Raw genomic sequence first — 14,729 nt, 5'->3', positions numbered from 1 at the left:
AAATTTAGATAAAACTGTCCATGATATGTAATAGGGGGTGCTAATACTTGAAAAAAACAATCTTAACGGTCAGCTTAAGCTCTATTATTGCCTTAACGGGTTGTTCTAGTGACAACAATCACGAGTCCAATGAGAGTATGGAAAATGATCGTAATCAAGCAAATCCTAGCCAAATTAATTCTCCAGCTACGATTTATGATGAAGATTACCAAAACAAAGATAATTCTCCCCAGGATTTTGGTTTTACTCATTTAACCAATGCCACCATCAATGGGAAGAAAATCAACAACCAAACACCAACGATTGATCGTGAACAACTTTCATCCATTATTACTCAACTCACTGTCCAACTGCCAAATGTAAAAGAAGCATCTACTTTAGTGACTGACGAAAAAGTATTAGTGGTTTACTCCACAGATACTTCTAACCGTTTTGTCACAGCTGATCAAGTTAAACGGACGGCTGCCTCTGCAGTCCCGCGCTACTATCATATATATGTCAGTGATAATTATGTGCTGGCTCGTGATATTGAAGACTTTTCACTTCTTTCTACTCAAAGTCGTGATGTTGATCCGGCAATCAATTCCATTATTCAATTGATGTTAAAGTCACCACAAGGCAATAGGCTTTCTGATGGGGAAAATGAAAATGGCAAAATGAAAGGTGAAACGTCCATGTAATCAACTGGATAAAATTTAGAAAACCCCCGTTTCAAAAGGGGGCTTTTTTTTCGCGTTTATACTTCTTCTTTAATGAGCATTGCGTCACCTTTCAACTGTTTTTGTTTGGCCGCTGCATTTACCTGCTCATCCGCATGATAAGACGAACGGACCATTGGCCCCGCTTCACAATGGCTAAAGCCCTTCTGAATAGCCATTTGTTTTAGCTCATTAAATTCTTCTGGTGTGTAATACTTAAGCACATTAAGGTGTTTTTTTGATGGTTGTAAATATTGGCCAATTGTCATGATATCCACCTTATTCGCCAATAAATCATCCATGGTTTCAAGAATTTCTTCCTTCGTTTCACCTAAGCCAATCATTAAACTTGATTTGGTTGGGATATCTGGATACATCTCCTTGGCTCTAAGCAGCAATTCTAATGACCGATCATACTTAGCACGCGCACGGACTCGATTTGATAGACGACGTACCGTTTCAATATTGTGATTGAGGATATCGGGTTTTGCATCCATCAGATTTTTTAGGTTTTCGTATACCCCGCCCATATCGGAAGGAAGCACCTCTATTGATGTAAAAGGATTTTTTCTGCGAATGGCTCTAACTGTTTCTGCAAATACAACCGAACCGCCGTCCTTTAAATCATCCCGTGCGACAGCCGTAATGACCGCATGCTTTAACTTCATCGCAGCAACAGAATCAGCCACCCTCTCCGGCTCTGCTAAATCTAATTCTGTCGGTAGACCTGTCTTAACCGCACAGAAACGACAGGCTCTCGTGCAAATAGCTCCGAGAATCATGAAAGTAGCTGTCCGCCTTACTGCCCAACACTCATGGATATTGGGGCATTTCGCTTCTTCGCATACTGTATGTAAATTTTTCTCACGCATCATTTTCTTTAAGCCCGTATAGTTCTCATTTGTGTTGAGCTTAATTTTCAGCCATTCTGGTTTCCGAAGTGGCTCTTCTTTAGTCGCCATAACTATCACTCCATTCTTCTTGTAAAAAATAGGAAGTAGCTCTTTATTTCAACTTTACCAAATAACATATTAATGAACAAGTTTAGGTAAATATTCCATAATTTTAAAATAATTTTTTTCGACCTGTAATAGCAAACTAGATGTAATAGACTTGGAAGGAGACTAGATGGGTGAAGTGGAAATTAGTACTCGTTGTTTTTATTATCATTTTAAGTTTCCCAAGAGAACACCGAACCGGCATTGCGGCTTCAACAGCACATTCTTCTGAAGTCATTTACCAAAAGCGGATGGATCTTTATAAAAACATGGAAACGGCCTTGCAAATTCCTTGGTATTATTTAGCTGCTGCCGATCAGTATGAATATAGTATCCGAGGTTCAAATAACTCTGAACCGCTGTCGGGTGTCATTGCAATTCAAATTAAGCCTTCGAAGTGGTCCGGGGTTCTTAACCCTGAGCCAAACGATCAAAACCCCCTTTCTATCAATTTTTTCGGCGGATCTGGATTAGATGGAAATGGTGATGGTCTGGCAGATAGAACCAATGACGAAGATCTGCTGTTCACCTTTGCCAAGCATCTTTTATCCTATGGAACAGATGATGATAATATCCGAATTGCGCTTTGGAATTATTATAAACGGGATAAAGCAGTCGGAATCATTATGGGAAACGCACAAATGTATAAGAAGTTTAATCGGATCGACCTGCAGGAGAAAGCATTTCCCGTTCCTGTAGGGACGGACTATACTTTTCACAGTACATGGGGAGTTGCCCGTGGATGGGGAGGAAGACGCTCGCATGAAGGAACAGATATTTTTGCCCACTATGGGTTACCTGTTCGTTCTACCTGCTATGGAGTCATTGAAATGAAAGGGTGGAATCGTTTTGGCGGGTGGCGGATCGGAATTCGTGACATGAACAATACGTATCACTATTTTGCCCATTTAAATGGATTCACGAAAGATTTAAAAGTAGGTCAGATTGTCCAACCAGGACAAGTAATTGGAAGTGTAGGCAGCACCGGATATGGACCACCTGGGACAGCCGGAAAATTCCCGCCCCATCTGCATTTCGGACTTTACAAAGATAATGGAAATCTGGAATGGAGCTTTGACCCTTACCCTCACCTCCGTGTTTGGGAACGAAAGGATACCTTAAAAGCTAGGCAATAACCGGTTGTTTTTTTTACGGATTAAGAAATATCCCTTTTCCTAAAGCATACGTTTTAAGGAGGGGGGTTGGCATGTTTCATAAGGGATCTAAACCAAATACTGATTTAAAGAGATACTTTACAGGAATCCTCACCTTGAAAAAGGTTTTCATCTATACTTTTATAATCTTTCTCATATGCAGTATTTTTTCAATTTGGTTTATTGATAAAGCCATTGAACCTGTGATTATGAAAGTGGCTCAGAAAGAAATTAAACGTGCTGCAACGGAAGTCATTAATGAATCGTTCCATAAGAACCTGTCTAAAGAATTGCCCGACAATGATATTGTCTTGACCCATTATCAAGAAGGAGACCCCGCTCCATCCTATAGCTTTAATCCTAAATTATATAATGCAGTCCGAGAGGAAACCATAAAGGATATACAAGATCAATTAGGAATAAGTGATGAACACCCATTTCAGAAAAAAGCCAATAAAAATCAATTAAAATCCGTGATTTATTATATTCCATTAGGCGTAGTCACAAGAATCTCTATTTTAGCAAATACAGGGCCGAAAATTCCTGTTGAAATGTCCCTAGTAGGTCACGTTGAAATGGATTATGAATTCAAATCTACAAGTGCCGGGATTAATAATACGTATTTAGAATTATTTGCTCGTGTAGGTGTTCATATGGAGGTTGTTATTCCGACCTTCAAAAAAGAAACACCAGTTGAACAGGTCATTAACCTTGGAGGACGATATATTCCCGGCAGGGTGCCTAGTTTTTATGGAACAGAGCGAAGTCTCATAACGTCTCCCGGAGTAGAGTAGATTCAGGGAAAAAATAAAAAGAGAAACGGGTGCATCGTTTCTCTTTTACCTTTTACTCGACATGACATTTTTTTATGACTAAATGATTATGTTTGAGCAAATCCAGTTCATAACCCTTTTCCAAGACGTTTCCCTGTTCCTCAATAATCTCGATGATCGGTCGTTCTCCCATCCCCGTATTTTGTTTGGAAACAATCCCTTTTCGACCATCGCTTAGTTCAACAACTAGTCCAACTGGATAAATGGCAACCGACCGTCTAAACGCTTCTATAATCTTTACATCAAATTGTGTACCTGCACCCGAATAAAGAATTTCTAATGCTTCATGAGGCAGTAAAGCATTACGATACACTCGATTAGACGTCACTGCATCAAAAACATCTGCTACCGCAATAATTTTCCCATAAAAGTGAATATCCTCGCCGTTTAATCCTCTCGGATATCCTGTCCCATCAAGCCTCTCATGATGCTGGTAGGCACAGTGAGCGACAAGCAAAGGAATAGTATGTACTCCTCGCAATAATTGAAAACCAAATTCGGAATGTTTCTTCATTGTTTCGAATTCATTTTCCGTCAAGCGGCCTGGTTTTAAAATAATTTCAGTTGGGATCATCATTTTACCAACATCATGCATGATAGCACCTAAGCCGAGAATTTCCATTTGCTTCTGATTTAATTTAAGCTCAACTCCCATAGCCAGAGAATATAAGGCTACGTTAAGTGAATGAGTAAAAACGTAATGATCATAAGCATACACATCAGTTAACAAGGACAGTAATTCTTTATTATTATTCACTTCCGTCAAAATAGAGCGGACAAGATCAGTAAATTTCTTGGTTGCTTTTTCTAAAACAAAGGAATCACTAACTTTTTGTTTTTTATTAAGTTGACTAAATGTTTCTTGAATGGTCAGCACCGCTTGATTTCTTATTTTATCTGGAAGAGAGGGATTCGGTTTAATATGTAATGTCCGTCCATCCTCAATATATACAAAAGGGATATCTAATTCGATGAGCCGCTTAATCATATTATTCGTCAACAATACACCGGAGCTAAGTAAAACGATTCCTCGTTCATTGAATATCGTTTTACCTAGTTTCATACCCGAAGTCAGTGATTGCGTCTTTAGTAGCCTCATAATTCTTACTCCTATTGCTTCTTATATCCAACATAAAGTCAGAAGCTATTCACTGTTATTTAATCTGTCTCTGTCCTAATTATCGGACATTTCTACCCGATTCTAAAGCCTCATAAAAACTATATCCTTTAGTATACGATACAGACAAAATGAATAGCTATATAAACTGGATAAAAATACAATATTATTAGATAATTTTACTTTAAGACGTATTTCTTCAACTAATCGTGCATTTTTAATAAGGCTTCTCGTCCAGTCATCCCTTTAGTAATCCCTAAGTTTTCTGCCTCAGTCGTTACCGCTTCAAGTGGTGCCTCAAGCAAGTCATCAATTGAAGTAACACCGACTGCCCTGCCCGCAATAATTTTCCGATGATTCAATTTAGTATTCAACTGGTGAACATCCAGTGCACCACACATAATATAGCCATTTTTAGAAGTGATCATAATAAGGGTTGTTTTTGGCAGGTAGATGGTTATGCCAACAAATGTGCTCTCTTCAATCGTTAGTGGTATATAATCAATCATAAATATCTGCTCCTTTCCTTCCTACCCATACTGTATGAAGGAAAGAAGCTTTAAGTGCCCAGCTTAATATGTTTTAAGTTTCCATGCCAAGATATCCCGTAAAAACTCTGGCATCAAGTATTCCTTATGTTGAGATCGTTGAAGATGAGGAAAGAAATACCCAAACGTAAACATATCAGGAAGGACAAGTTTATACTGCTTCTCTGGATTCAGTTTTTCTCCATCAATTAAAATATACTTGACCAGTCCATTGTCTGTTTTAATAAAGCCAACCTTATCGTACACCATGTTTCCCATGATTTTTCCTCTAAAACCAAACCCCTTTACCGGCATATGCGGCCATTCAGGATTTAACGATTGCATGATAATCTCTTTTAACTGGCTTCCGCTTAATAACACTACACAAGGATTAATCGGATGTGGAAGTATTCGGTGTAGATCCGATTTTGTCACCTTCCCCTTTGGCAATCCTTCTAAAAGCAGGCCAGCGTTTAAAAACGCACAGTCTGCAGAACTCCATTCCCTTAATGCCTGGCATAATATGTCTGGTAAAATGGAAGGCTTAAACCATTGGTTGTCTAAGGGTTCTGGCAAGGTAGCCACAACATCTTGAAGGGACTGGCTGCCAATATCATGAAGTGATTGTTCCCAATTAGATTCTCCTTCTATCTCATTAAATTCATTTGTGTCATATAACCAGGCTTTTTTTTCAGTAATATCTCCGATTTCGTTTACAGTCAACTCCACTTGGCCCACATAAAATCCGTACTTTCCTGCCCCGCAGAGCAGAGATTGATTAACAACTTTTCCATGATGCAAGATATGGTGTGTATGTGCACCGAGAATTACATCTACCACTGGAAAGTCAGCAGCAATTCTTTCGTCATCATGTATACCTAAATGTGAAAGCAACATTATTATGTCTGCTTTCGATTTTAGAGTGCTTAGTTGTTGTTCTAATTCTATAAAAGGCTCACTAACTTTCCATCCAAGTGCAGAATATAACTTTTGAAAATTCGCCGTTAAACCGAGCATCGCAATTCTTGTTCCGCTGGTTGTCGTATGTATTTCATATGGCAATGCCCATTTAGGACGTTCTCCACTTTTTTGATAGATATTCGCAGCCAGTACTTTAAAATCTGCTTTCTCATAAAGAGAATCCAAATCTTCATATGTCATAGTAATTCCTTCATTGTTTCCAATTGTCACATATTGGTATCCAGCCTCGTTTAAAAGCTCAATATTGCCTTTCCCCTGCGTTCCCTCCGTATATGGATGCCATCTATCTACATGATCACCTATATCGAGAATCAAACATTCTTCTCCCGTTTCAGCATGCAGTTGTTGTCTGCTCCGCAAAAAGGCCTCAATACGCGGCCATTTTTCAAAATGACTATGAAGATCATTTGTATGATATATGTGAATCGCCTCTGACATCGTTCGTCATCTCCTATCCTGTTATTCCGTTGATTATTAGGCGGAGACCAATGATGATGAGCACAGCCTTTAATAATATTGCTAATGTTTTACCTGTTATACGTGAATTAATCATGACACCAAGTTTTGCTCCAAACCAAGCACCTGGAATAAGTGCCAGAACATACGGCCAGATGACATTTCCAAGATAAATATGTGTAATGGAATTTGTGATCGACGAAAGAAATACCATAAACATGGACGTAGCAACTGCCACATGCGGCGGGAAGAAAAACAGGAGCATCATAGCTGGAACCATTAAAGAACCGCCGCCTATTCCAAACAGCCCGGAACAGAAACCAACACCAAATGAAAGGAACACAGCCAGCATTGGATGATAGCCATAAATATATGCTTGCCCATCTTGATATACGGTTTTTGTTATCTTATGCTTTCCTTCCTTAAAAACGACCGGTTTTAGTTGATCCTTTACTAAGAGTACTAATGAAATTAAAATCACAAAGCTGCCAAAATAAAGAGAAAATGCATCTATCTGCAGGCTTTTGTTCGTAAATGCACCAATAATTCCACCGGGGCCGCTGCCTGCAAAGAATATCAATCCAGCTTTATAGTCAGCCGTTTTCTTTTTTAAGTAAGCAAGTGTTGACGAAAGTCCCGTAAAGATCATAATAACTGTCGATACGCCCACTGCACGCTGAGGAGTTAAACTTCCAAGAAGTTCAGTTGAGCCAGCAAGGAAAAGGAGCGCAGGTACAATGATAATCCCGCCTCCAAGTCCGACCAATGCCCCAATAATCCCGGCGGATAATCCAATCGCAGCTAATACCAACCATACCATTTACAATTCGCCCCATCCCATTCTAAAAAAAATCGAGCTGTTTTGGTGCCAGCCCCTCATACTCTATATTCAATAATTCTATCATTTCCTTTGCATTGCCAGCAGCGTCTCCACCAGAATTATTATTAAACAGCACATATATGTCCTTGCTCTGTTTTTCCAGAATTCTCAAACGTGTTACCCATTCCAGCAACTCCACGCGATTGTATTTATAGAGATAACGGACTTCCCGCCAATTGCCAGAGGAAGGCTTTTTCCATCCATAGACATTTCGACCGTGAAAACGGACAAGTGTCTTTTCCTTATTGGTCGCTTGAAGGACAAGTGGTATAGAACCTTCTCCAGATTGCGGTTCATCACATATGGAATGGATCCACCCCTCTCGTCCCATAAAATCCAGCGTTTGTTCACGTCTCTTTCCTATAAACCAACTCTGGTTGCGAAATTCTAAACTGACTGGTACATTGTCCATTGCCGCTTTACACCATCTCAAATACTCAACATTTTCACGAGTGCAGTCAAACCAAGGTGGAAATTGAAAAAGGACCATAGCGAGCTTTCCAGCTGATTGATACGGTGCTAAAGAGGCATGAAAAGCATCAAACATTTCCTTTTTACTTTGAAAAGGAATTTCTCCACGGGTATGAGTAGTCATCCCTTGATAAGCCTTTACGACAAATTGAAATCCTAGAGGTGTATCTGCAACCCACTTCTTCGAATTTCTTTCTGGCTGTACAGCATAAAAAGAGGCATCCACTTCAACGGTTGGAAAATGCGAACCATATTCAAGCAGCTTATTCCGGGGTGACAGCTTGTCCCCATATAAACGATCATGATCTCCCCAGCCTGTTACACCAATATAAATCACCAAGTATCACCTCAATATACCTTTCATTTTAAAAAGTCTCTCCTCATTATATAACCCAAAAACCAAACAAATCAAAACATCAAAAAAAATCCTGTCGAGAACCTCTCGACAGGATTTTTGTGGAGTAATTAACCGATAGAACCTTCCATTTCAAACTTGATTAGGCGGTTCATTTCAACTGCATATTCCATTGGTAATTCTTTTGTGAACGGTTCAATGAAGCCCATTACGATCATTTCTGTTGCTTCTTGCTGAGAAATCCCGCGGCTCATCAGGTAGAACAATTGCTCTTCTGATACTTTAGAAACCTTAGCTTCATGTTCAAGAGAAATATTGTCATTCAGGATTTCATTGTATGGAATTGTATCAGATGTTGATTGATTATCCATAATTAACGTGTCACATTCAATATTTGAACGGGCACCGTCAGCTTTACGTCCAAAATGGACGATTCCACGGTACGTTACTTTACCACCCTGTTTAGATATTGATTTTGAAACGATTGTAGAAGACGTATTTGGCGCAAGATGCGTCATTTTTGCTCCTGCATCTTGATGTTGACCTTTACCAGCAATCGCGATGGATAACGTCATACCACGTGCACCTTCACCTTTAAGGATGACAGCAGGATATTTCATTGTCAGTTTAGAACCGATGTTTCCATCAATCCATTCCATTGTGGCATTTGCATCACATACAGCCCGTTTAGTAACAAGGTTGTATACGTTATTTGCCCAGTTTTGAATGGTTGTATAACGGCAATAAGCGTCTTTTTTGATGATGATTTCAACAACTGCACTATGAAGGGAGTTAGTTGTATAAACAGGAGCTGTACAACCTTCTACATAGTGTACACTTGCGCCTTCATCTACAATAATCAACGTACGTTCGAATTGCCCCATATTCTCAGAGTTAATTCGGAAATAAGCTTGAAGTGGAGTATCTACTTTTATACCCTTAGGCACGTAGATGAACGAGCCTCCAGACCATACAGCAGAGTTCAAAGCAGCGAACTTATTATCTGTAGGCGGTATCGTTTTACCGAAATGCTCACGGAATAGATCTTCATTTTCTCTTAAAGCAGAATCAGTATCTTTAAAAACGATTCCCATATCTTCAAGTTCTTTCTTCATGCTATGATATACCACTTCTGATTCATATTGAGCAGAAACTCCAGCTAAATACTTTTGTTCCGCTTCAGGAATTCCTAATTTATCAAAAGTCTGCTTAATCTCTTCAGGAACCTCATCCCATGATTTTTCTGATCTCTCAGAAGGCTTCACGTAATAAGTAATTTCATCAAAGTTTAAACTATTTAAATCTCCACCCCATTGAGGCATTGGCATTCTATAGAAATGCTCCAATGATTTCAAGCGGAAATCTAACATCCATTGTGGTTCACTTTTCATACGTGAAATTTCTTCGACGATTTCTTTAGTCAATCCACGTTTCGAACGGAATATAGATACATCTTTGTCTGCAAAGCCATATTTATAATCACCGATATCAGGCATTTTCTTTGACATAGCGCTATTCATCCCTTTCAATGAAGGCTGTGGTCTGTAACATATGTCCACAGCCAGCTCATTTATCTTACTGTTCCTTTAATCCCTTTTCCATCGCTTTCCAAGCTAAAGTAGCACATTTAATTCGTGCTGGGAATTTAGAAACACCTTGTAAAGCTTCTATATCTCCAAGATCGAGACTATCGTCATACTCTTTTCCCTGAATCATTTCCGAAAATGTTTTCGACATGTTCAGAGCCGTCTCAATATCTTTACCCTTTACAGCCTGCGTCATCATAGAAGCAGAACTCATAGAAATAGAGCAGCCATCACCGTCAAACTTAGTGTCTACAACGATTCCATTTTCAACCTTCATCGTTAAACGAATTCGGTCGCCGCAGGTTGGATTATTCATATCTATGGTCAAGTTACCATCATTAAGAATCCCTTTATTACGGGGCTTTTTGTAGTGATCCATAATGACCTGTCGGTAGAGTGTATCTAAGTTATTAAAAGACATTACTGAAATACTCCTTTGTTTTGACAAGCCCATCTACAAGCTTATCAACATCTTCCTCCGTATTGTAGAGGTAAAAGCTGGCACGCGCAGTAGAAGAAACATTCAGCCACTTCATTAATGGCTGTGCACAGTGGTGACCTGCCCGAACAGCGATTCCTTCTGCATCCAATACGGTTGCAACGTCATGCGGGTGAACTTCATCCAGATTAAAGGTGATAACTCCCGCACGTTTTTCAGGATCAACTGGTCCAAATATAGTCAAACCTTCCACTGCAGACATTTTTTCCATTGCGTATGCTGTCAGTTTATGTTCATGAGCTTCAATATTTTCCATACCAATTTCTTCAAGGAAATCAATAGCTGCACCGAGGCCGATTGCTCCTGCAATAATCGGGGTTCCACCTTCGAACTTCCACGGAAGCTCTTTCCAAGTAGATTCCTGTAAGCCGACAAAGTCTATCATTTCACCGCCAAATTCTACCGGTTCCATGTTTTCTAAGAGTGCTTTTTTACCATATAAAATACCTATCCCAGTTGGTCCAACCATTTTATGACTTGAAAAAGCAAAGAAGTCACAATCCAAATCACGAACATCTACCTTAAGATGTGGTGTACTTTGTGCACCATCAACCACCATAACCGCACCATGCTGATGAGCTATTTCGGCTATTTCTTTGACTGGATTAATCACCCCAAGTACATTTGACACTTGCATAATAGAAACAATTTTTGTGGAATCCGTTATGGTAGCTCTAACATCATCTAATGAAATTGTTCCGTCCTCTTGAAGAGGCAAATACTTAAGTGTCGCACCTGTTTGCTTTGCAATTTGCTGCCAAGGAATAATGTTACTATGATGTTCCATGTAGGAGATCACAATTTCATCGCCAGCAGAAAGGTTGGCGCCCCCGTAGCTTCTTGCTACCATATTTAAAGATGCAGTTGTTCCCTTTGTGAAAATAATTTCTTCCGTCGAGGCTGCATTTATGAATTTCCTTACCTTTTCACGTGCCCCTTCATACGCATCCGTAGCTTTTGTTCCAAGAGTATGGACTCCCCGGTGGACATTGGAATTATACCCCCGGTAATATTCTTCAATGGTTTCAATCACAGAAGCTGGTTTTTGTGATGTAGCCGCACTATCTAGATATACCAGCTGATGTCCGTTCACTTCTTGATTTAATATTGGAAATAGCTTACGAATTTCGTATGGGTTCATTATCTAACTTTCCTTTCGATTACCTCAGCCAATTGTTTCTTAACGCCTTCAACAGGCAATTGATTAACAACTGGTGCAAGGAATCCAGTAATAACTAAGCGCTCAGCATCTTGCTTAGTAATACCGCGGCTCATTAAATAATAAAGTTGCAATGGATCAACACGGCCAACAGAAGCAGCATGTCCGGCAGTCACATCATCTTCTTCAATAAGAAGAATTGGGTTTGCATCACCGCGTGCTTTTTCACTAAGGATTAAGACACGTGACTCTTGCTCAGCGTTTGCTTTAGATGCACCATGTTCAATTTTACCAATTCCGTTAAAAATAATGGTTGAATTGTCTTTTACAACACCGTGCTTCAAGATATACCCTTCAGAGCGTAATCCGTAATGAATGATTTGAGTCGTGAAGTTTTGTTTTTGCTCTCCACGGCCGACTACAACACTTTTTGTATCCCCGAATGAGCCATCGCCCATAAGGTAAGTCGTGTTATCAGAAATCGTATGACCCTCATTCATCAGACCTAGTGCCCACTCAATACGTGCATCACGGCCAGCTACACCACGGCGGGTTACATAAGTCGTAAAACCAGCTGATAATGTATCAACAGCTCCAAAAGCTACATGAGCATTTGCATTGGCGATAACTTCAGTAATAATGTTTGCAACACCTTGGTTAGAATCTACAGTTGAAATGTAGTTTTCTACATACGTTACATTACTATTATCTTCAGCAACAATTAATACATGGTTGAAGAGCGTTGTATCCGGGTTATCTTGAATGAAGATCGCTTGGATCGGCTGTTTCACTTCAACATTTTTCGGAACATAAAGGAATGCTCCACCATTTACTAAAGCTGCATGAAGGGCTGCAAGACGATGTTCATCAGCCTTAACACCAGATTTCATGAAATACTTTTCAACTAACTCACTGTGTTCACGGGCAGCTGTAAATAAATCCGTAAAAATGACACCTTGAGCTTTTAATTCTTCAGAAAGACTAAAGAATGCAGGCGTATTATTACGTTGAATATATAAATTGTTATTTTCCTCTAAATTAATAAGAGGTTTTACCGCTTCAGGAAGCTCTTCAAAGGAAGCGTATGCTTCACTTTTCACGACATGCGAACTAAAGTTAGTGAAATTCCAATTATCGATCTTCGTTTTATCAGGCTTAGGCATTGGAATAGCATCAAGTCCCTCAAATGCTTTAATGCGTTGCTCAGTAAGCCAAGCCGGTTCATTGTTTTGTTGTGAGTATGTGTTGATATACTCTTTTTCAACTGATAGTTTTGTTACGGTAGTCATGGCAAATCCTCCTACTTACGCTTCTTGGCCAACAGTTTCGTCTTCGATGCCCAGTTCTTGTTTAATCCAATCATATCCTTCAGATTCTAAGCGTGCAGCAAGCTCAGGGCCGCCAGATTTAACGACACGTCCTTGCATCATTACGTGTACGAAATCAGGAGTTATATAATTTAACAGACGTTGGTAATGTGTAATGATTAAGCAGCCGAAATCTTCACTGCGCATTTCGTTTATACCTTTAGAAACGACTTTAAGTGCATCAATATCAAGACCAGAGTCAATTTCATCAAGAATAGCAATTTTAGGTTGAATCATCATTAATTGAAGAATCTCGTTACGTTTTTTCTCGCCGCCTGAGAATCCTTCATTCAGATAACGTTGTGACATATCTTCAGACATTTCAAGGAATTCCATTTGTTTATCCATTTGACGGATAAATTTCATCAATGAAATTTCGTCGCCTTCTTCACGACGTGCATTAATAGCAGAACGAAGGAATTCAGCATTTGTAACACCACTGATTTCACTTGGATATTGCATAGCAAGGAATAATCCTACACGTGCACGTTCATCTACTTCCATATCCAAAACATCTTCGCCGTCAAACGAAATACTTCCGCTTGTTACTTCATATTTAGGATGGCCCATAATTGCAGCCGAAAGTGTTGATTTACCTGTACCATTTGGTCCCATAATTGCGTGGATTTCTCCACCTTTTACTTCAAGGTTTACACCTTTTAATATTTCTTTGCCCTCGATAGAGACATGAAGATCCTTAATTGTTAAAGTTGAAGCTGACATATGAATACCTCCGTGATCTATATTCCTATTTTATAGCGATAATCTATTTTCTCTCTTTATAAAAGTAATTCTCACTTTATTCTCATTACAATTTTATAACAAATCAAATCTGTAAGCAACCATTACGATATACTTTCTACTACGATCATAGTATTAACCTTATATCCTTTATCCATAATGTGTCCATAAAGTCGATGTTTCTTCCATTAAACCCTTACATTTAGGGATTTAACTATCTTGCATAAGCTGTTATATGGTATTAGAACCGTATTTCAACATATTTTTGATTTCGCCAAAATAAAAAAACTGCCTTTTTGGTCAGATAAATACTACCAAATCGAAGAAGGCTGCAATCCTTTAGCTTATCCTTCACCCATTAGGCATATCATCTTCCATTAAAGGCAGATTCATTGTAATTTATTCATTTATATTTAAGAATGAAGTTTCCTGCGAAGTTCATTAACGATCATATTGCTTGCTTCATAATCTCTCTCTCTTTGTTTCTCGACTTGGATCCGGACATCTAACCTCCTGCCGTACTCACTATAGCCTACACCATGTGATTGTTGCATTGCCTTTTCCATTTCGCTGGTTACGTTAAAATCTAGAGAGTTGATAATGAATCAATCCTTTCTGGTTTTGTTGTTCTAATTTTATCATGTTTCTAAAAGATTACTCAAAGGTCATATACCCTCCCTACCATTCACTAAACATGATATGACTTAATAACAGCCAGCATATAAGGTTTAGATGAAAAATCCCTCCTAATCGCTGGCTCTTAAGCAATAATTGTTCAATGTAATAAATCCTCCAGTGCTTCTTGAACAAGCGTGACTCCCTGGCTAAGTGCCGCGCCTCCTCCAAATGCACCAGTTACTCCAACTGCTTCCATGATTTCTGTTTCGGATGCTCCATTATCAATACA

16 protein-coding genes are annotated in these 14,729 nt (G+C 39.2%); 3 read left to right on the top strand and 13 right to left on the bottom strand.

What is annotated here, in order from left to right; all coding sequences use genetic code 11:
- Positions 1–47 precede the first annotated feature (47 nt).
- Complete coding sequence (locus AC52RT_RS12570; RefSeq protein WP_495541062.1) at positions 48–680, top strand: YhcN/YlaJ family sporulation lipoprotein; 633 nt, start codon at positions 48–50, stop codon at positions 678–680.
- A 56-nt stretch (positions 681–736) separates the two neighbouring features.
- On the opposite strand, the gene lipA is transcribed toward AC52RT_RS12570, so the two are convergent.
- The gene (lipA, locus tag AC52RT_RS12565; protein WP_495541061.1) at positions 737–1,660 is read right to left on the bottom strand and encodes a lipoyl synthase; all 924 of its coding nucleotides are present in this window, start codon (positions 1,658–1,660) and stop codon (positions 737–739) included.
- A gap of 170 nt (positions 1,661–1,830) precedes the next feature.
- Between lipA and AC52RT_RS12560 the strand changes: the two genes are divergently transcribed.
- Both AC52RT_RS12560 and yunB read left to right on the top strand, forming a co-directional pair.
- Positions 1,831–2,832 carry a M23 family metallopeptidase gene (locus tag AC52RT_RS12560; RefSeq protein WP_495541060.1) on the top strand — a complete coding sequence of 334 codons (1,002 nt, stop codon included), beginning with the start codon at positions 1,831–1,833 and terminating at the stop codon, positions 2,830–2,832.
- Between the two features lie 71 nt (positions 2,833–2,903).
- Positions 2,904–3,644, top strand: a complete 741-nt coding sequence (yunB, locus tag AC52RT_RS12555; protein ID WP_495541059.1) for a sporulation protein YunB — start codon at positions 2,904–2,906, stop codon at positions 3,642–3,644.
- Between the two features lie 52 nt (positions 3,645–3,696).
- Here yunB and AC52RT_RS12550 read toward each other — a convergent pair whose 3' ends face one another.
- The 12 genes from AC52RT_RS12550 to AC52RT_RS12495 form a co-directional block, all read right to left on the bottom strand.
- Positions 3,697–4,782 carry an HD-GYP domain-containing protein gene (locus AC52RT_RS12550; protein WP_495541058.1) on the bottom strand — a complete coding sequence of 362 codons (1,086 nt, stop codon included), beginning with the start codon at positions 4,780–4,782 and terminating at the stop codon, positions 3,697–3,699.
- A 221-nt stretch (positions 4,783–5,003) separates the two neighbouring features.
- Positions 5,004–5,309 (bottom strand): YunC family protein, encoded by a 306-nt coding sequence (locus AC52RT_RS12545; RefSeq protein WP_495541057.1) that lies wholly within the window; start codon positions 5,307–5,309, stop codon positions 5,004–5,006.
- A gap of 63 nt (positions 5,310–5,372) precedes the next feature.
- Entirely contained in the window at positions 5,373–6,746 is a 1,374-nt protein-coding gene (locus AC52RT_RS12540) for a bifunctional metallophosphatase/5'-nucleotidase (protein WP_495541056.1), read from the bottom strand.
- 13 nt (positions 6,747–6,759) lie between these two features.
- Positions 6,760–7,584: a sulfite exporter TauE/SafE family protein gene (locus AC52RT_RS12535; protein ID WP_495541055.1), complete on the bottom strand. Its 825-nt coding sequence runs from the start codon at positions 7,582–7,584 to the stop codon at positions 6,760–6,762.
- 22 nt (positions 7,585–7,606) lie between these two features.
- Positions 7,607–8,452, bottom strand: coding sequence for a DUF72 domain-containing protein (locus AC52RT_RS12530; RefSeq protein ID WP_495541054.1), 846 nt, complete (start codon positions 8,450–8,452; stop codon positions 7,607–7,609).
- A gap of 128 nt (positions 8,453–8,580) precedes the next feature.
- Complete coding sequence (gene sufB, locus AC52RT_RS12525; RefSeq protein WP_495541053.1) at positions 8,581–9,978, bottom strand: Fe-S cluster assembly protein SufB; 1,398 nt, start codon at positions 9,976–9,978, stop codon at positions 8,581–8,583.
- A gap of 67 nt (positions 9,979–10,045) precedes the next feature.
- Entirely contained in the window at positions 10,046–10,477 is a 432-nt protein-coding gene (gene sufU / locus AC52RT_RS12520) for a Fe-S cluster assembly sulfur transfer protein SufU (RefSeq protein WP_340847057.1), read from the bottom strand.
- Complete coding sequence (locus tag AC52RT_RS12515; RefSeq protein WP_495541052.1) at positions 10,467–11,696, bottom strand: cysteine desulfurase; 1,230 nt, start codon at positions 11,694–11,696, stop codon at positions 10,467–10,469. Before AC52RT_RS12515 ends, sufU begins: the two co-directional genes overlap by 11 nt.
- Positions 11,696–13,003 carry a Fe-S cluster assembly protein SufD gene (sufD, locus tag AC52RT_RS12510; RefSeq protein ID WP_495541051.1) on the bottom strand — a complete coding sequence of 436 codons (1,308 nt, stop codon included), beginning with the start codon at positions 13,001–13,003 and terminating at the stop codon, positions 11,696–11,698. The genes AC52RT_RS12515 and sufD overlap by 1 nt, the downstream gene beginning before the upstream one ends.
- A gap of 15 nt (positions 13,004–13,018) precedes the next feature.
- On the bottom strand, positions 13,019–13,804 hold the full coding sequence (sufC, locus tag AC52RT_RS12505) for a Fe-S cluster assembly ATPase SufC (protein WP_495541050.1): 786 nt from the start codon (positions 13,802–13,804) through the stop codon (positions 13,019–13,021).
- Between the two features lie 431 nt (positions 13,805–14,235).
- Positions 14,236–14,388 (bottom strand): YuzK family famiily protein, encoded by a 153-nt coding sequence (locus tag AC52RT_RS12500; protein ID WP_326238847.1) that lies wholly within the window; start codon positions 14,386–14,388, stop codon positions 14,236–14,238.
- Positions 14,389–14,597: 209 nt separating this feature from the next.
- On the bottom strand, positions 14,598–14,729 hold a 132-nt coding region (locus AC52RT_RS12495), incomplete at its 5' end, for a carboxymuconolactone decarboxylase family protein (protein WP_495541079.1).

The sequence above is a fragment of the Peribacillus sp. genome (assembly GCF_059453735.1).
This window is presented reverse-complemented; position numbering and strand designations above follow the sequence as displayed.